Annotated in this window: 15 protein-coding genes; 3 read left to right on the forward strand and 12 right to left on the reverse strand. The window is 64.8% G+C overall.

Features of this window, described 5'->3' with window-relative positions:
* Nucleotides 1-370 precede the first annotated feature (370 nt).
* From ACPJXG_RS03145 to ACPJXG_RS03155, 3 genes are read left to right on the forward strand one after another with little or no spacing between them, the layout of a single operon-like run.
* Nucleotides 371-1,633 (forward strand): hypothetical protein, encoded by a 1,263-nt coding sequence (locus tag ACPJXG_RS03145; protein WP_425253380.1) that lies wholly within the window; start codon nucleotides 371-373, stop codon nucleotides 1,631-1,633.
* Nucleotides 1,634-1,643: 10 nt separating this feature from the next.
* Entirely contained in the window at nucleotides 1,644-2,051 is a 408-nt protein-coding gene (locus ACPJXG_RS03150; protein ID WP_176387330.1) for a hypothetical protein, read from the forward strand.
* A gap of 58 nt (nucleotides 2,052-2,109) precedes the next feature.
* A complete protein-coding gene (locus ACPJXG_RS03155; RefSeq protein ID WP_425253381.1) occupies nucleotides 2,110-3,678 on the forward strand; it encodes a methyl-accepting chemotaxis protein in 1,569 nt (522 codons plus the stop codon).
* A 33-nt stretch (nucleotides 3,679-3,711) separates the two neighbouring features.
* On the opposite strand, the gene ACPJXG_RS03160 is transcribed toward ACPJXG_RS03155, so the two are convergent.
* The 12 genes from ACPJXG_RS03160 to ACPJXG_RS03215 form a co-directional block, all read right to left on the reverse strand.
* Nucleotides 3,712-4,935, reverse strand: coding sequence for a M24 family metallopeptidase (locus ACPJXG_RS03160; RefSeq protein WP_425253382.1), 1,224 nt, complete (start codon nucleotides 4,933-4,935; stop codon nucleotides 3,712-3,714).
* Between the two features lie 45 nt (nucleotides 4,936-4,980).
* Nucleotides 4,981-5,517, reverse strand: a complete 537-nt coding sequence (locus tag ACPJXG_RS03165; RefSeq protein ID WP_425253383.1) for a type II secretion system protein — start codon at nucleotides 5,515-5,517, stop codon at nucleotides 4,981-4,983.
* Nucleotides 5,504-5,887, reverse strand: coding sequence for a type II secretion system protein (locus ACPJXG_RS03170; protein WP_425253384.1), 384 nt, complete (start codon nucleotides 5,885-5,887; stop codon nucleotides 5,504-5,506). The genes ACPJXG_RS03165 and ACPJXG_RS03170 overlap by 14 nt, the downstream gene beginning before the upstream one ends.
* A 5-nt stretch (nucleotides 5,888-5,892) precedes the next feature.
* On the reverse strand, nucleotides 5,893-6,363 hold the full coding sequence (locus ACPJXG_RS03175) for a type II secretion system protein (RefSeq protein WP_268747017.1): 471 nt from the start codon (nucleotides 6,361-6,363) through the stop codon (nucleotides 5,893-5,895).
* A gap of 8 nt (nucleotides 6,364-6,371) precedes the next feature.
* Nucleotides 6,372-8,252, reverse strand: coding sequence for a secretin and TonB N-terminal domain-containing protein (locus tag ACPJXG_RS03180; protein WP_425253385.1), 1,881 nt, complete (start codon nucleotides 8,250-8,252; stop codon nucleotides 6,372-6,374).
* A gap of 17 nt (nucleotides 8,253-8,269) precedes the next feature.
* Nucleotides 8,270-8,806 carry a hypothetical protein gene (locus tag ACPJXG_RS03185; RefSeq protein WP_425253386.1) on the reverse strand — a complete coding sequence of 179 codons (537 nt, stop codon included), beginning with the start codon at nucleotides 8,804-8,806 and terminating at the stop codon, nucleotides 8,270-8,272.
* Complete coding sequence (gene pilO, locus ACPJXG_RS03190; protein ID WP_425253387.1) at nucleotides 8,803-9,423, reverse strand: type 4a pilus biogenesis protein PilO; 621 nt, start codon at nucleotides 9,421-9,423, stop codon at nucleotides 8,803-8,805. The genes ACPJXG_RS03185 and pilO overlap by 4 nt, the downstream gene beginning before the upstream one ends.
* Nucleotides 9,411-9,953 carry a hypothetical protein gene (locus tag ACPJXG_RS03195; protein WP_278317064.1) on the reverse strand — a complete coding sequence of 181 codons (543 nt, stop codon included), beginning with the start codon at nucleotides 9,951-9,953 and terminating at the stop codon, nucleotides 9,411-9,413. The genes pilO and ACPJXG_RS03195 overlap by 13 nt, the downstream gene beginning before the upstream one ends.
* Complete coding sequence (locus tag ACPJXG_RS03200; protein WP_425253388.1) at nucleotides 9,944-10,732, reverse strand: hypothetical protein; 789 nt, start codon at nucleotides 10,730-10,732, stop codon at nucleotides 9,944-9,946. Before ACPJXG_RS03200 ends, ACPJXG_RS03195 begins: the two co-directional genes overlap by 10 nt.
* Entirely contained in the window at nucleotides 10,719-12,416 is a 1,698-nt protein-coding gene (locus ACPJXG_RS03205) for a GspE/PulE family protein (protein ID WP_425253389.1), read from the reverse strand. Before ACPJXG_RS03205 ends, ACPJXG_RS03200 begins: the two co-directional genes overlap by 14 nt.
* A gap of 25 nt (nucleotides 12,417-12,441) precedes the next feature.
* Nucleotides 12,442-13,635 carry a type II secretion system F family protein gene (locus tag ACPJXG_RS03210; RefSeq protein WP_425253390.1) on the reverse strand — a complete coding sequence of 398 codons (1,194 nt, stop codon included), beginning with the start codon at nucleotides 13,633-13,635 and terminating at the stop codon, nucleotides 12,442-12,444.
* Between the two features lie 242 nt (nucleotides 13,636-13,877).
* Complete coding sequence (locus tag ACPJXG_RS03215) at nucleotides 13,878-16,409, reverse strand: M4 family metallopeptidase (RefSeq protein WP_425253391.1); 2,532 nt, start codon at nucleotides 16,407-16,409, stop codon at nucleotides 13,878-13,880.
* Nucleotides 16,410-17,047 lie beyond the last annotated feature (638 nt).

Here is a 17,047-nt window from a genome sequence, read left to right on the forward strand (position 1 = left end):
CATCGGCCGGCGCCGCCCGCGATCTTCGCGCGGGCGGCGCTTTTTTTATTCGATTTCTTTTCGTCTTGAATTATCCATAAGTGTATGAAAAATATAGCGAAAGTGTGGTTTTGCACGGCGTGCTATTTAGATAAACCCCTCTAGAACGCGTGCTTTTTTCGTGAAAAGGGGTGAATTCACTCATTGCCTCAAGAAAACTTTCCAACGTAAAACCTTTTCTCTGTAGCATGGTTTTACTCACTGGTCACGCCGCCATGCACGCTCCTCGAGGCGATGGCGGCGCGAAAAAAACGGACCCGGCCTTTTACGGCCGGTGAGCCATCGACCGCGAGTCCCATTCCACGTTCACCGCTACGGGTATTTAATTACTATGAATAAACACGTCCTGATTTTCCTGCTGGCCATGCCCTTGGCCATCAGCCATGCTTATGCCGAAGAGGCTACCGGTCCCGCCATCAAGATCAGCGGTTACGGCACGGCCGCCCTGACCATGGCCGATACCGACAACGCGCAGTTCGCGCGCCCGAACCAGGCGGCTGGCGCAGGCCGCACCGCCCGCACGGGCGTCGATTCCAACCTGGGGCTGCAAGCCAATGTCACCGTCAACCAGTGGTTGTCGGCCACCGTGCAGGGCCTGGCGCGCAAGGATGGCGAGGACGATTTCGGCGCCGAACTGGCGTGGGCCTTCGCCAAGGCCAAGGTATCGGACAGCTTCAGCGTGCGCGTTGGCCGCATGGGCCTGCCCGTCTTCATGATTTCCGATTACCGCAACGTCGGCTATGCCAACACCATGCTGCGCCCGCCCGGCGAAATGTATTCGCAGGTGCCCCTGAACAGCATCGATGGCATCGACGGCACTTACCAGTTCAGCGCGGGCGACACCAGCATCACCACGCAGCTGGCGCTGGGACGCACCAAGGCCACCCTGGCCACGGGGCCCGCGTCGACCGTGCAGGTGGAAGGCAAGTCCATCGTCGCCCTCAACGTGGTGGCCGAGCATGGCCCCGTCACCGTGCGCTTCGGCCGTGCCGAGACCAAGCTGACGATCAACGATTCGCCCAGCCTGAATACCCTGATGGGCAGCTTGCGCGCGGCCGGCAGCGGCTACAGGATCGCCCAGCTGGGCGCCCTGGCCGATGCGCTGGAAGTCAAGGACAAGAAGGCGTCGTTCACCTCCGTGGGCCTGGGCCTGGACTGGAACAATGTGCTGGTGCAGTCGGAATATGCGAAGCGCAAGACGGACAGCTATGTCAGCGACAGCACATCGTGGTACGTGATGGGCGGCTACCGCATCGGCGCCTTTTTGCCGTACTACAGCCACGCCAGCCTGAAGGCCGATGGCCGCGTGAACAACACGGTGCCTGCATCCTGCCCGGCCGGCTATCCGGCCGCCTGCACGCCGACCCTGCGCGCCCTGTCGGCGGGCGTCGACACGCTCGCTTATGCGCGCAACCAGCTCGAGCAATCGACGGACAGCATCGGCGTGCGCTGGGACTTCCACCGTTCGGCCGCGCTGAAAGTGCAGATCGACCGCATCAAGCCGAAGAACGGCCCTGGCCTGTTCGTGCAAGCCAAGCCGGGTTTCCATGGCCCAGTCACGGTGGCTGCCGCCGCCATCGATTTCGTTTTCTAAGGAGCGCCGCATGAAACCATTGATCTTGAATGTGGCTGCCTTGCTGGCCTTGTCGACCGCTGTTCCCGCCATGGCCGAAGTGGTCGTGGTGGTCAATCCGAAGAGCGCCGCCGGCGCCATGACGAATGAACAGGTGGCGCAGTTTTTCCTCGGTAAATCGACGGCCATGACGCCGATTGACCAGCCGGAAAGTGCGCCCGTGCGCGCCGAGTTCTACAAGAAGGTGGCGGACAAGGAGCCGTCGCAGGCGAAGGCCCTGTGGTCCAAACTGGTCTTCACGGGCAAGGCGACCTTGCCGAAGGAAGTGGCCAATAGCGCCGACGTGAAGAAGGCCGTGGCCGCCGATCCGAAAGCCATCGGCTATATCGAAAAGAGTGCCGTCGACGCCAGCGTCAAAGTGGTGCTGACGGCGCCATAAAGCCGGCCCGGGCCGCGCGCCATGCGGCGGCCCGGTACACATACATCAGGAGACAGCAATGAGCATCAAACGCAAGATATGGGCGCTGCCTGTCGTCTCGGCCGTGATTTTCGGGCTGGGGCTGGCCGTCAGCGCCTATCTGTCCACGGCCACGCTCAATTCCATCCATGCGACGGAAAGCGCCGACTATCCCGTGCTCGACATGGCCAAGTCGCTGACCCTGGACGTGGCCGCCGTCGGCGACGCCTTGCGCGACGCCGTCAGCGAAGGCGACAAGGAGCGTATCGGGCAAGTTGGCGGCCAGGCAGTCAAGCTGCGCGAAAAACTGACCGCTTTTGCGGCGATCCCCGGCCAGCGCGAGCAGGGCCAGCGGCTGGCCAGGGAATTCGATGCCTATTACGCGCCGGCCCTGAGCGCGGCGCGCATCATGCTGGAAATGGAAGAAGGCGACCCGCAAGCGACCGTGACCCGCATGCAGGGCGCGCTGGCAGTGCTCAACACGGACCTGGCCAAGACCAACGAACAGGCGCAATTGCAATTCAAGCAGGGCATCGAGCGCAGCGCGGCCAATGTGCGCAATGCGCTCAATACCAGCATCGCCGTGGCGCTGGCCGTCATCGTCTGCCTGGTGGCTGTGTCGCATTTCGTCGTGCGCGCCATCTGGCAGCAGCTCGGTGGCGAACCCGAATACGCGCGCCAGATTGCGCGCGCCGTGGCCGATGGCGACCTCTCGATGGAGATCGCCACCGAGGCGGGCGACCAGGCCAGCCTGCTGGCGGCATTGAAAGAGATGCGCGGCCGGCTGGCCGGCATGGTGTCCGGTATCAAGGCGTCCGCCGAAACCATCCAGGTGGCCAGCGCCGAAATCGCGCAGGGCAATGCGGACCTGGCCGCACGCACGGAATCGCAGGCGGGCAGCCTGGATCAGACGGCGCGCAGCATGGACAGCCTGACCTCCACCGTGCGCGACAACGCCGCCAACGCGGGCCAGGCGCACGAACTGGTGGTGTCGGCATCGTCGGTGGCAGTCAAAGGCGGGCAAGTGGTCAGCCAGGTGGTCACCACCATGGGCGAGATCAACGATTCATCCAAACGCATCGTCGACATCATCGGCGTCATCGACGGCATCGCTTTCCAGACCAATATCCTGGCCTTGAATGCGGCCGTGGAAGCGGCGCGCGCCGGTGAACAGGGACGGGGCTTTGCCGTGGTGGCGTCCGAAGTGCGCAACCTGGCACAGCGCAGCGCGGCTGCGGCGCGCGAAATCAAGCAATTGATCGGCGATTCGGTAGCCAAGGTTAACGTGGGTTCGAAGCTGGTCGACGAGGCGGGGCTGACCATGGGCCAGATCGTCGACTCCGTGAAAAAAGTGGCCGACATCATGGCCGAGATCAGCGCCGCGAGCCAGGCGCAAAGCGCCGGCATCGGCGATATCGGCGTAGCCATCGGCAGCATGGACCAGATGACGCAGCAAAATTCCGCACTGGTGGAAGAAGCGTCGGCGGCCGCCGAATCGTTGCAGGAACAGGCCGTGCAACTGGGCACGGCGCTGGCCGTGTTCAAGCTGGCGCAGGGTGGTTTATCCAGCATGCCCGTGCCACGCCGGTTGGCGTTGACGAAGACGTAGGTTGGATTAGCGCAGCGTAATCCAACACCCGGCTTAAGCCCGCAGCCCGAACGGATCGTCGATGCTGTGCGCCGGCTGCGTGAACCAGCGCGGACCGTCTGCCGTCATGTAAAAATGGTCTTCGTGGCGGATGCCGAATTCGCCGGGGATGCAGATCATCGGCTCGTTCGAGAAGCACATGCCCACGTCGAGCGGCGTCGTGTCATTGCCCACCAGGAAAGGCCACTCGTGGATATCGAGACCGATGCCGTGGCCCGTGCGGTGCGGCAGGCCTGGTAATTTGTAGCCGGGGCCAAAGCCGTCGGCTTCCAGCGAGACGCGCGCGGCACGGTCCACGTCGCCGCAGGGCACGCCCAGCCGGGCGGCGGAAAACGCGGCGGCCTGCGCGGCCTTTTCGCTGTTCCACACGCTGCGCTGACGTTCGCTGATGTCGCCAAACACATAGGTGCGCGTGATGTCGGAGATGTAGTTCATCACCTGGCAACCCGTGTCGATCAGCACCGTGTCGCCTGCCTTCAGGGTTTGCACGTAATTGACGCCATGCGGATAAGCCGTCGCCTCGCCGAACAGCACGATGCAGAAATACGAGCGGGGCGCCCCCACCTTGCGGTGCGCGCGCTGGATGAATTCTTCCACTTCCACCGTCGTGATGCCTTCGACCAGCATGCTGGCCGTGGCCACGTGCACGGCCAGGGTCATGTCCATCACGCGCTGCATCAGGGCGATTTCCGCCGGAGACTTGCGGCTGCGGCAGTACGCGGTGACGGTGCGCGCGTTTTCCAGCGCATAACCAGGGGCCAGCGGCTTGATGCCGTCGTAGATGAAGAAGGCGGCGCTTTCGCAGATGCCCACGCGCGGCGGCGCGGCCGCATCCTGCGCTATCCCCATGCGCGCCAGCACGTCGACGAACAGCTGGTACGGGCTTTCATGCTCTTCCCAGCAATTGACACGGCCTTCGATGAGCATGAAGCCTTGCAAGGTGCTTTCCTCGAACGCGGGAGCGATGTATTCGATGTCGCCGCTGGCCGGCAGGATGGCGCCCACCATGCGTTCGCTGGCATACCATTTGGTGCCCGTGAAATAGGTGAGGTTGGCGCCCGCGTTCAGGTAGATCGCGGCGATGCCCTGCTGGCGCATGAACGCTTGCGCCTTGGCGATGCGTTGCGCATGTTCGTCCTTGCCGATGGCGACCATGCCGCCCGTCATGTCGGACAGCGATGCCAATGCCTGTTCGATGGATGTGCCACCTATGCTCATGCCTGCTCCTTTGCTCGATGCTGAATATGGAATGCGGGCATGATATCAGTTCGCGCCTTTCGGCTTGAGCCCGGGCGCGCCGCCGGCCGCATCGGGCGGGGCCAGCACCAGGTCGTGCGGATACGTGAAGTGCCAGTCCGCGTAGCGCTGCTTGCGGCGCAGGCTGGCGTCTTCATCGAGAAAATTGTCCTGTTTGATGGGCAGCTGCGGCGACAGCGAATGGATGCCGACGATGCGTCCCTCCTGACGCAGCACCCCCCATTCCGCCTTGCCCGTGACGGGGTCCGCATACACGCGGCGCAAGTGCCGCCGGGCGTTGGCAAAGCGCGGGTCGCGCAGCAATTCCTGCAGGGTCAATGGATAGCGGGGCCGCCCGTCGCCCGGCGTGCTGTCGTAGTAGCGGCCCAGCGCATTGCGAAATTCATGGCCGATGAACAGCAGCTCGCGCTCCTTGTCGCGCCGCGCGGCCGTGGCATGCAATTCGCTGGCCAGCACCAGGCCCACGCCCATGAAGGCGACCAGCATCAGGGTCCAGATATACGCGAAGCCCCGTGCACGGCGTTGAAAACTAGAGCTGCTCAAAGGGGATACCCTCGCGCGTCTTGCCCTTGGCGCCGCTGCGCACGTCGGCCACGCCGCCGATCTCGCCATTCGGCGAAGGGATCAGCTGCCAGGTGCTGGCGGACTCCGTGACGGGATCCAGCGGCACGCTGCGGAAGTAATGGTGCGTCACCAGGTCGTCCAGCGCGGCCGGATATTCTCCCTTGTCGGCATAGTATTTATCGAGGCCGCTCCTGAGCACCTGCAGGTTTTCTTTCAGTGCGACTTCCTTCGATTTTTCCACCGAGCCGAAATAGCGGGGGATGGCGATCGTCAGCAGCAGCGAGATGATCGCCAGCACCACCAGCAGTTCGACCAGGGTAAAGCCGCGGCGAGGAGAAGAGGCTGGCATCGGGTTCACCATTGATTGAGCGGCACGCCGTTCAGGCCCACCTTGGTCGAGCGCGAGGCGACGTCGAACACGTCCTCGCCTTCGCTGGGATTGTCGGGCGGCGAGGCATAGGCGCGCTTGCTCCAGCTGTCGGCGGCGCTGCCTTCTTCCCTGGGCTGGAACGGGTCGCGCGGCAGGCGGCGAAGGAAATAGATGTTTTGCTTGGACGGGCTGCGCTGGTCGGGCACGCCCTCGACCAGTTCCTCGAGTTTTTTCGGATAGCCGGATGCGCCCAGCGACAGCTTGATGCGGCCATTGTCCGAAGCGCGCTTGTAGGCGTCGATCGCTTCGCGCATTTCGATCAGGGCGCTGCGCAATTGCTGTTCCTTGGACCGTTGCAAGGCCACCTGCGCCATCGGCACGGCCACCGTGGCCAGGGTCGCCATGATGGCCAGGGTGATCATCAGCTCGATGAAGGTAAATCCCCTTGGTTTCACTGGCCACCTCACTGGCCACCCTTGCCTGATTTTTCGCCGGCGGCGGGTGCTTCGTCGCCGCCCGTCATGGGCGAGCCGCTGCGCGGCGCGGATTGCTCCGGCGCGGCGATGACCTCGGGGGAGCCGCCCACGCTGGCGCGGCCACCCACGGAGGCCTCGGTGCCCGAGTTGAATTCGGCTGTCGTCAGGTCCGGACGGCGGATGCTGCGCAGCAGGCGCGGTGTGATCGACAGCACGATCTCGCTGCGCATGGCGTCGTCCTTCTGGCTGCCGAACAAACGGTTCAGCACGGGCAGTTCGCCCACGCCCGGCACCTTGTTGGCCGTGCCCCGGTCTTCGTCGCTGATCAGGCCAGCCAGCACCTGCGTCTCGCCATCCTTCAGGCGCAGGACCGTCGAGGCGCTGCGCGTGCCGATCTGGTAAGCCTGCGTGCCCGTCTTGCTGATGACTTCCTTGACGACGTTCGACACTTCCAGGTTGATCTTGATGGCCACTTCGTCGTCCAGGTAGACGTTCGGTTCCACGTCGAGTTTCAGGCCCACGTCGATGTAGTTGACGCTGTCGGAACTGACGCCGTTATTCGTCGTGACGGTGATGACGGGCACGCGGTCGCCGATGAGGATCTTGGCTTTTTCCTTGTTGCGCACGCGGATGCGCGGATTGGCCAGGATATTGCTGTCGCTGTCCGTCTTGTTGGCGTTCAGGGTGACGCCGCCGATACCCAGGTTGATATTGTCGCCATTGATGCGGTGCAGGTCCGCCACCTTCAGGCCGCCCAGGCCGCCCGTAATGCCTGCAGCACCGGCCAGTGTCAGGCTGGCCTGGTCCGGCCAGCGCACGCCCAGCTCCATCAGGCGCGTGCGCTTGACTTCCAGCACCTCGACCTCCAGCATCACTTCCGGGTCGGCCAGGTCTTGCACATTGATGATGCGCTCGGCCATGCGCACCATTTCCGGCGTATCGCGCAGCATGATGATGCCCAGGCGTTCATCCGTGACGACGTCCTTGGCCTTGAGCAGGGTCTTGATGGAAAACGCCACCGTCTTGACGTCGGCATTGGCGAGAAAAAAAGTGCGCACGACGAGCTGCTGGTAATCCTTCACCTTTTGCGGCGTGTTCGGGTAGATCGTGATCGACTTGTCGCTGGTGACGCTTTGCTCCAGCTGGTTGGCGCCCAGCAGCATGGCGATCGCTTCTTCGATGCTGGTGTCGCGCACGGAGATCGTGGCGCGCAGCGCGGGATCGACTTCCTTGTCGAAGACGAAGTTCAGGCCAGAGACCTTGCTGATGAAGTCGAACACCGAACGCAGCGGCGCATCGCGAAATTCGAGGGTCACGGGTTTGCGGTAGGCGGCCGCCAGCTTGCCGCCGGCCGGCAGGCTTTTCGACTGCGATTCGCCGATGCGGCTTTTCAGGGCCAGGGCCTCGCGCTGTGCGGGGCGCTCCTGCAGCACCTGGCGCAAGGCTTCCTGCGCCTGCGCGATATTCACCTCGCCGCCGCGCTGGTAGCTGGCCTGCGCTTCCTGCACCAGCTTGCGGTGCCGTTCATCCTGCGCCACGCCGGCCAGGCCCCGCTGCGCCACGTCGTTGCTGGCGTCCAGCGCCAAGGCCTGCTGGTACAGCGCTTGCGCGCCGGCCAAGTTACCCTGCTGGCGCAGCGCTTCCGCAGCGCCATTCAGCTTGTTCAGCGCGCGCATCCTGCCGTTGGTAACGGCGATGCGGTATTTGGCGTTGGTCGGCTCGGCTTGCGCCGCCTGTTCCAGCAGGGCCAGGCCCTGTTCCGTGCGGCCCGCGCCGAGCATGGCCTGGCCATCGTTGTAGGCCTGGTTGCCGGCGCAGGCGGCCAGCAGGGACAGCATCGGCAGCAGGGTGATGAGATTACGAGACATACGTGCGGCGCGTCGTTTCAATTGAGGTCCCCTACGGCGAGTGTCTGTTTCAGGTTGAGCGGCAGATAGGTAAATTGCAGAGAACCCTGCACCACGCCGTCGAAGCGGTAGCGCTCTTCGAGCGTGTCGCCTGGGCGCGCCACGACGTTGCGTTCACCCGCTTGCAGGAAGTAGGTCGCCTTGCCTTCGTCGACAAAGCGGCCCAAGAATTGAAAGGGCAGCGGTGGCGGCGCGTTCGCATCCACGCGGGCTGCGGGCAGCGCGGCCTGCGCCGCCTGCTGGTCGAGCATGATTTTTTTCGGCGTCTCCGGCTGCCAGCTTTGCTTGGCGAACAGGGTGGCCGCTTCCTCGTCTTCCAGCGCCCGGCGCGGTTCGATGGCCAGCGCGCGATGGGTTGGCGGCGCGGCGACTGCAGCGAGCGGCGCGACCGCCATCCGCTCCACCTGGCGCGTGGTGGCCGTGGCAGGTCCCACGATGCTACCTTCATCCTCGGGGGCGAAAAGGGCGGCCAGCAAGGTCGCCACGGCGGCGCCTGCCAATACGGCTTTTTTCATCGGCGCACCTCCGCTTTTTTCACCAGCAGGATGAACTGGATGCGCGCGTCGATCTCGCCCGCCTCGATCTGCTCGCGCTTGAAGAGCACGGAGTCCAGGGTCAGGGTCGGCAGCGCCTGCAGGGCGTCGACGATAAAGGTTTGCAGCTGCGCGTATTCGGCTTTCACGGGCAGGGTGATCTGATAGCGCAGGAAGGCCGTGTTGCCGTCGTCCTGCGGCTTGTAGTCGGCCTTGGCCAGGGTGACGCCGCTCTTTTGCGCCACTTCCAGCAAAGCTTTCAACTGGTCGGGAATGCTGTCATGCGCGGGCAGGTAGGCGTGAAAGGCGGCCAGGCTGTCGGCATCCGCGTCGAGCGTGACGGGTGCCGGCGGCAGCGCCGATTGTCTGGCCGCCGTGGCCAGTTGCGCCGCCAGTTGCTGCTGGCGTTCGGCCAGCGCATCGCCCTGCTGCATGGCGAAAGCGGCCAGCGCCAGGCAGGCCGCACCGAGCGCGCTGGGCCAGCCCAGGGTGCGCCCCAGCCGCTGCGCTTCCCACTCCAGGCGCGGCGGCATGCGTAGCTGCAGGCGTGGACGGGCCGCGGGCGTGCCGGCTTTGAATACGGGTTTTATTGCCGCCATTGCGCCTCCAGCTGAAAACGGTAAGGGTGTTCGGGGGCGTTCGCATTCATCTCATGTTTGAGCAAGTACACGGAACTGAACATGGGCTGCTGGTTCAGGAAGGCCAGGTAGTTGAGCATGTCCTGCGGCGTCTCCGCTTCGGCGGCGATTTTCAGGACGCTGGCGCCATCCTGTCCCTGCTGCGCGTTCAGGTCCAGTCCCAGCAAGGCCACGCGCACGTCGCGCGGCGCCTGCACTGTCTTGACCAGGCGCGTGACGGGCAGATTGAGCTGGCGCACGGCGGCGGCCACCTGTTTCAGTTCGAGGTCGCGTTCGCGTTGCTGGCTCGCCGACAGGGGCGCGCGCACGGGGCGCGCTGGCTGCAGCTGCGCCAGTTGCGTTTCCAGGCGCCGCGTTTCCTGCGCCTGCACCAGCCAATATCCGGCGGCCGGCAGCAGCATCAGGCCGCCCGCCAGGCACAGGGCCAGGCGCCAGCCCTTGAAGGTCTGTGCCACGCCGGGCGGCAGGAATTCCAGGCGGCTCAGGCCCATGCGGCCTCCCGCATCAGGTGGGCGCCGCTGGCCACGGCGATGGGCACGAAGCGCTCCGGCACGTTCGCTTGCGGCACGCCGCTCAGGTCGAGCAGCGCCACCTGTTCGATGGCGTCCAGCTGCGGTGCGCGCAAGTTCCAGCGCCGCCACGCCCGCTCCAGTTCATCGCCCCAGGCGGCGTCGCAAGACTGGCTGTGCAGGGCCGTGATGCGCCCGGCGACCGTCGTTGCCAGCAGCAGTCGTCCCGCTTCCAGCAGGGCGAAGGCGGCCGGTTTGCCGCCGGCGATGCTGCGCCAGGCCGGTCCGACGATGGGTTCGATGGACAGGCAGCGCCGGCCATGCGCGGTCGCCGCCTCCTGCACGCCTTGCAGCAGGGCCGCATCGATGCCGCAGGCCAGGCGCGGCTTGCCATAGGGCGCATCGTCGGCGGTCAGGCGCCAGGCGCGCGCGCCATCGCCGTAGACGGCGGCGAACTGGCTGTGCAGGAAGCGCTGCGCGCTGGCCGCATCGAGCAGGGCGCCGCTCCACGGCACCATCAGCATGGCGCACCAGCGGCTGGCCAGGCTGACGGCCAGCGGCAGTTTTTTGCCGCCATCCTGTTCGAGCCAGCCGCGCAGGGCGGCCAGCGCCACTTCCCAACTGGCGTCGGGGTTCGCAATCGGCAGGTGGAAGGCGCTGTCGGGCACGGGACGGCCGGCGCGGCGCAGCACGCCGTGCAATCCGTGCGGCGCCAGGTGCAGGCAGACGGTGGCGCGGGTAAGGCGTTCAATAAGTGACACGATTGAGCTCCGCTAAAGTGGTTTCGCCGCGCCGCACCAGGTCCAGGCCCGCTTCGCGCGCCAGGCGAAAACCGTTGCGCGCCGCTTCTTCCTTCATCTGGCTCAGGGGCGCGCGCGTGCAGATCATTTCGCGCATCGCGTCGCTGAGCATCAGCACTTCGGCGACGGCCTTGCGGCCCTTGTAGCCGGTGCCGCGGCAATGGCCGCAGCCCTTGCCGGCCATGAATTGCCAGTCCTGCACCTGGTGCAGGGCCAGGCCGCTGTCGCGCAATTGCTGCGCATCGGCCAGCACCTCGGCGCTGGCGTCGATGGCGCAGTGGGCGCAATTGAGGCGCAGCAGGCGCTGCGCCACGATGCCGTTCAGGGCCGCCGCAAAGCTGTAGGCGTCGACGCCCATGTGCAGGAAGCGCCCGACCACGTCGAAGACGTTATTCGCGTGCACGGTGGTAAACACCAGGTGGCCCGTGAGCGCGGCCTGCACGGCGATCTGCGCCGTTTCATCGTCGCGTATTTCGCCGATCATGATTTTGTCGGGATCGTGGCGCAGGATGGAGCGCAGGCCGCGCGCGAACGTCAGCCCCTTTTTTTCGTTGACGGGGATCTGCAGCACGCGCGGCAAGCGGTATTCGACGGGGTCTTCGATGGTGACGATCTTGTCGCGCCCCGTATTGATTTCCGTGATGGCCGCGTACAGGGTGGTGGTCTTGCCGGAACCCGTGGGCCCCGTCACCAGCAGCATGCCGTGCGGCTTGGCGGCCAGGCGGCGTATCTGCTCGATGGCGTCCTCGTTCAGGCCCAGGCTTTCCAGGCGCAGCGCCTGCGCCGCTTCCGTCAGCGCGCGCCGGTCCAGCAGGCGCAGCACGGCATCCTCGCCAAAGATATTGGGCATGATGGAGACACGGAAATCGATCTCCGCCCCTTTCACGCGCACCTTGAAGCGGCCATCCTGCGGGATGCGGCGCTCGGCGATGTCGAGATCGGCCATGACCTTGATGCGCGAGATGATCTGCTCGGCCATCTGTAGCCCCTGCACCTGGCCCGCCTGCACCAGCACGCCGTCGACGCGGTATTTGATGACCAGGCTGGCCACGTCGCATTCGAGGTGGATGTCGCTGGCCTGGAATTTCAGGGCGTCGTAGATGGTGGAGTTCACCAGTTTCACCACCGGGCTGCTGTCTTCGCTGATGCGAATGAGCGAGATGTCCTCGATGCTCTGGTCAAGGCCCGGTACATCATCACCGTGCTGCATTTCCTGCATCGCCTGCTGCACGCTTTCCTGCTGCAGCAGATAGGCGGCCAGGTCGTCCGGGTGCGCCAGCGCCACCGTGAAAGGTGTGGACAGGGCGAAGTCGGCCCACTGCAGCAAATCTTCGGCAAACGGGTTGCCGATGACGAGCACGGGCGGCGCGCCGGGAACGCCAGGTTGCAGCAGCACGCAGTCGCGCTGGGCGCAATCCGTGTAGGGCAGCAGGCCGAAGGCGGGCAAGGCGGCCTGCAGCTCGGCCATCGTCCAGGCCGGGTAGCGGAACAGGGCGGCCAGCTGGCGCAGGAAGACGTCGGGTGGCAGGGCTGCCGTTTCCTGCAGCACGGCCATCTGCGGGCGGCCCTGTGCCAGCGCGCTGGCGTGGGCCTGGCGCAGCATGGCCGCATCGAGCACGGCCCGTTCTTCTTCGCGCGCGTTCATGGCAGGCACCGCATGGTAAAAACCGTCACGATAAGCTCCCCGCCAGTTCAAAGATCGGCATGTACATCAGCACCACCACGCCGCCGATGACGACGCCGATGATGGTCATCAACAGCGGTTCGAGCAGGCGCGAGGCCCAGTCCACCCAGCGGGCGAATTCCTCGTCGTGGAACTTGGCCGAGCGTTCCAGCATGTCGCCCAGGCGGCCCGTGTTTTCGCCCACTTTCAGCAGCGATTGCGCCACCGGCGTGGCCATGCCGGCGTGTTCCAGCGCGGTGGAAAACGGCATGCCCTCCTGTACCGCGCGGCGCGCCTGCGCCAGCTGCTCCTGCTGCGCCGGCAGCAGCATGGGCGCCACCATGGCCAGCGCCTTGTGCAGGGGGATGCCGGCGTGCAGCAGCAGGCTGAGGGCACGGTAGAAGCGCGCCAGGCGAAATTCCGCCGCTTTCCCGGCCAGCACGGGCAGGCGCAAGAGGCGTAGCACCAGCGCCATGCGCATGGCGCGGTTGGCGATGCCGAAGACCACGGCGGCCACCACGGCGGCCAGCGCGCTGGCGCACAGCAGCGGATGCGCGGCCAGGGTCTGGCCAAAGCCGAGCAGCATTTGCGACATCCACGGAATCTCGCGGCCCGAACTTTCGTAGACGACGCTGAATTTTGGCACCACGTAACCGAGCAGGAACAGGGTCACCAGGCCGCCGACGACGAGCAGCATGCACGGGTAGATGGCGGCGGAAATGAGTTTTTTGCGGATGGCGTCGAACTGCAGCTGGTAGCCGACGAAGCGGGCCAGCGCCTCGGGCAGGTTGCCCGAGCGTTCGGCCGCATGCACGGTGGCGATGTAAATGTCGGGGAAGATGTCTGGAAAATCGGCCAGGGTGTCGGAAAAGCTTTGCCCTTGCTGCAGGGTCAGCACGATGGCGGCCAGCGTGGTCCTGGCGCCTGCGCGCGTTTCCTTGTTGTGCAGGGTGGCCATGGCCTCGCCCAGGTTCAGGCCCGCTTCGAGCAGGGCCAGCAGCTCCTGGCTGAATTGCAGCAGGGGCAGGTCCTGTTTGCCGGGACGCGGCGCGGCACCCGCGTCCGGCGCGGCGCCGGCGTCGACGGCCAGCACGCGCCAGCCGCCGCGCACGGCCGCGCGGATCGCCTCGGCCTCGCTGGCGGCATCGATGGCCAGCGCCTGGCTGCCCGCCGGGCCCTGCACCTGGAGGTGGAACTGCATGATCGCGTCAGGCGAGCATGGCGGCGGGCGTAAAAATGGACAGGCTGGAATGGGGGAACGCGCGTGCGGACAAGGTCGAAGTAGGCATCGGTCAGGAACAATCCAAAAAAAGTTCAATTCGTCGCGGGTACCGGCAGCAGGCAAGAGGCAATCACTGCCTCAGGGTAGACTGGAATTGCCAGGAAATCAATCGTGCCGTGCGGGCAAGCCTTGCATCGATGGCTTGCCCGCATTTCAGCCGCTTACTGGGTAACCAGGCTGACCTTGTCGATCACGAACGAGGTTTGCAGCGATGCGTCCTCGGTGGCGGCAAACGAGATCTGCACGGTCTGGCCCTTGTAGGCGATCAGGTCGAAGGTGCGGATCTGGTAGCCGGCCGCCTTGTTCACGTTCGAGTACGAGGCCAGGGTGCCCAGCACCGTGCCGGCGCTGTTCTTCACGGTGACGACCAGCTTGTCGTACACGGTATTGCCTGTTTCAGCCGTGTCGATATGCAGCGCGAAGCTGAAGCTGGCCGAGGTGGCGGCGGCCGGAATGGCCACGCTTTGCGTCAGCGATTCGCTGGCCGTGGCACCATTGCCGCCCAACCAGGCGTACTGCGTGCCTTCGTACGCGGTTTGGCCCGTGAAGGTGCCGATGGCGCCCGTGGTGCCGCTCCAGCCCGTGGCGCCGGACTCGAAGCCGCCGTTCGTCACGCGCTCGGTGGCGCTGCTCGTACCCACCGTCAGCGTGGCGTTGTTCGACGTGGCCGTCACGGCAGGCGAGGACGAATCCGTCACCGTTGCCTTGAACACGGCGCCGCTGTCGGCCGCCACGGTCGTGAAGCTGTAGGCAGGCGACGTGGCGCCGCTGATCACGGCGCCATTGCGGAACCATTTGTAGGTGTACGGTGCCGTACCGCCGCCCGCGCCCACGGCGAACGAGGCGGTGGCGCCCGGTGCGACGGTGATGCTGGCCGGCTGGCTGGTGATGGTCACCGCGCCGCCCGTCGTCGATTCATCGACGTCGGCGCCCACGTTGATGGCCGCATACGCGCGCTTGACGGCGATCGATTCGGCGCTGCCCACGCCATACAGTTCCTCGGCTGCCTGCAGCACCTTGTTGCGCGCGTCGGCGTAGTTGGTCGACGAGGTGAACTTGGTGGTGGCGGCCTTGAACCAGATGCGGTAAGCCTTGTCGCTGCCGATACCGGTCATGGCCAGCGGGCTTTTGTTCAGGTAGGAGCTGTAGTAGTCGCTGCTGGATGTGGAGTTCGAACCTTGCGACAGGAAGTAGAACATGCGGTTGTTCGGGCCGCTGCTGTAGTGGACGTCGAGGTTCTTGATGGTGCTGCTCCACGCATTCGGGCTGCTGCCATCCTTGCTTGGCTTGTACAGCCAACGCAGCGGCTGGCCATTCTTGGCGATTTCCTTGCCCGTCATCCAATCGTTGCCCGTGTTGGGGATGGTCGTGCCCGTGCCGCCGGCGCGCGCATACGCTTCCACCATTTCACCGGCGATGTCCGAGCTCGATTCGTTCAAGCCGCCCGATTCCTGCGAGTAGATCAGGCCCGAGGTGGCGTCCGTGATGCCGTGGCCCATTTCGTGGCCGATCACGTCAATGGAGCCGAGGTTGTTGAACGAGCTGCCGCCGTCGCCGATGTACATGCACTTGCAGCTGCTGTCGTAATAAGCGTTGTCGTAGGCCGTGTTGACGTGGGCGGCGATGTGGGTGGCCGTGTTGTTGCCATCCAGGCTGGACCAGCCCAGCACGTTCTTGTGCGTGTCGTAGGTGTTCATCAGGCCCCACATCGCGTTCACGGCTGCCGTCTGGCCGTTGGCGTTGGTGGTGCTGCCGCCGTTGATGTATTGCTGGCCGTCGCCCCAGGTGTTGCTGGTGCTGCTGTACACGCTGCCCGAGGTGGTGCCGTGGTTGGCGTTCGTGATGGCCATGCCGCCGAAGCTGCCGCCCGTGCCGCGGCTCGGGTCCTTCATGGTGTAGGTGCTGCCCGTGAGCGTGGTGTTGAGCGGTACCTGGCCGTTGTACTGGCTGTTGCCGATGCCGGCCACGGTTTTCAGGGCTTTCCATTGACGCAGGATGCGGCCATCCCTGGCGCTGACGACGGTGTCGTAGTAGACCGGTTTGCTACCGCTGATCATGCGCGTTTGCACCAGGTAGGCCAGCTCGTAGTGGTCGACCACGTCCTGCACGTCGAGGGCGTTCAGCGCGGCTTCCGACTTGTTCTCGGCGCCGGCTACGCGCACGGTTTTCATGACGGGGTAGATCAGCAGCTGCGCATGCGGCGGCACGTGGTCGACGGCCTGCACGCCGATGCTTTTCACTGCGGCGGCGATGGCGGCGGCGGCGCTGACGGCCGGCGTGGTGTCGATATCGGTGGTGGCGCTGCGGGTGACGGAATTGACGCCGCCGCTACCGAGGCCGGACGCGCGGTCCGACACGGATTCGCTGACGATGTCGCCGGCGTTGTTGCTGACCACGACCGTCTCGGAGCCGAAGACGGGCAAGCCCTTGTAGGTGTGCTGTACGCGGCTCACGCGCGTGCCGCTGACGCCCGGATGCTGGGCGCCGACGGCAAAGCCATGCTCGGTATTCAAGCCGCGGCTGCGTGCCTGCGCGGCCAGCTTGTTGACCAGGCCGGCGTTCTCTTGTGGAGAGGCCAGGGTCACCGGGGCAGCCATCAGGGTCTGTGGCAGCGGCGTGGCGGCGTCCGCCGTGGTGGCCATCAGCGGCAGGGCGGCGATGGATGCGGCAACTATCGTCAAACGTAAATTCATTTCTGCTCCATGGTATCGGTTAAGGAAATGGTGAATGAGCTGGCCGCGATGCCTGATGGCCACCCCGGCGTGCCTGACAGGCGGATAGCCTGCCGTTTTGTGGTGGCGTGACGCCGGGTAGGGAGACACTAAACTTGTCGAGATCGCCATGTCAAAAAATTCAAGAAATGGGTCACCAGGCGAATTTTTGTTAAGAATTGAACATTTATCGACGCTGCATCATCGGAAAGTTTGATCTACCACAAGCTGTAACTTTTGTTTTGGACTACTTCCCCTAATGGCGCGCTCTGTTGGAAAAACACTGTTGCATTTTCTAAATGTTGCGATCTACACTAGCTCTTCGCATTGTCCCCAGTGGACCAGGCGACGACAAAAAAAGCGCACGCGGCAATGACCGCGTCCAGATACAGCGCATCGGGAAAAAAATCGGGAGTTTCACATGACGTCAGTTCTGTTTTCTGCTGTTGGTTTCAGCCATTTCCCCTCTGGAGCGGCATTCATGCTGCATCCGCCTTCCTAGCCGCCGCCAGCCGGCTCTTCCCCCGCGAGGGGGACTTTTCAGTGAGTCCGACCGCGCCGCCCGGCGTGGCCGCTGGCGCAGTGCATCCTTTTTTCAGGAAGGGTTGCCGGCTCCTGGT

Source organism: Janthinobacterium sp. NFX145, assembly GCF_049810325.1.
In the GTDB taxonomy this organism is placed as follows: Bacteria; Pseudomonadota; Gammaproteobacteria; order Burkholderiales; family Burkholderiaceae_D; genus Janthinobacterium; species Janthinobacterium rivuli.

Coding starts and splice junctions, on each gene's coding strand:
- ACPJXG_RS03145 (WP_425253380.1), top strand. CDS start 371: ATGAATAAACACGTCCTGATTTTCCTGCTGGCCATGCCCTTGGCCATC.
- ACPJXG_RS03150 (WP_176387330.1), top strand. CDS start 1,644: ATGAAACCATTGATCTTGAATGTGGCTGCCTTGCTGGCCTTGTCGACC.
- ACPJXG_RS03155 (WP_425253381.1), top strand. CDS start 2,110: ATGAGCATCAAACGCAAGATATGGGCGCTGCCTGTCGTCTCGGCCGTG.
- ACPJXG_RS03160 (WP_425253382.1), bottom strand. CDS start 4,935: ATGAGCATAGGTGGCACATCCATCGAACAGGCATTGGCATCGCTGTCC.
- ACPJXG_RS03170 (WP_425253384.1), bottom strand. CDS start 5,887: ATGCCAGCCTCTTCTCCTCGCCGCGGCTTTACCCTGGTCGAACTGCTG.
- ACPJXG_RS03180 (WP_425253385.1), bottom strand. CDS start 8,252: ATGTCTCGTAATCTCATCACCCTGCTGCCGATGCTGTCCCTGCTGGCC.
- ACPJXG_RS03185 (WP_425253386.1), bottom strand. CDS start 8,806: ATGAAAAAAGCCGTATTGGCAGGCGCCGCCGTGGCGACCTTGCTGGCC.
- pilO (WP_425253387.1), bottom strand. CDS start 9,423: ATGGCGGCAATAAAACCCGTATTCAAAGCCGGCACGCCCGCGGCCCGT.
- ACPJXG_RS03195 (WP_278317064.1), bottom strand. CDS start 9,953: ATGGGCCTGAGCCGCCTGGAATTCCTGCCGCCCGGCGTGGCACAGACC.
- ACPJXG_RS03205 (WP_425253389.1), bottom strand. CDS start 12,416: ATGAACGCGCGCGAAGAAGAACGGGCCGTGCTCGATGCGGCCATGCTG.
- ACPJXG_RS03210 (WP_425253390.1), bottom strand. CDS start 13,635: ATGCAGTTCCACCTCCAGGTGCAGGGCCCGGCGGGCAGCCAGGCGCTG.
- ACPJXG_RS03215 (WP_425253391.1), bottom strand. CDS start 16,409: ATGAATTTACGTTTGACGATAGTTGCCGCATCCATCGCCGCCCTGCCG.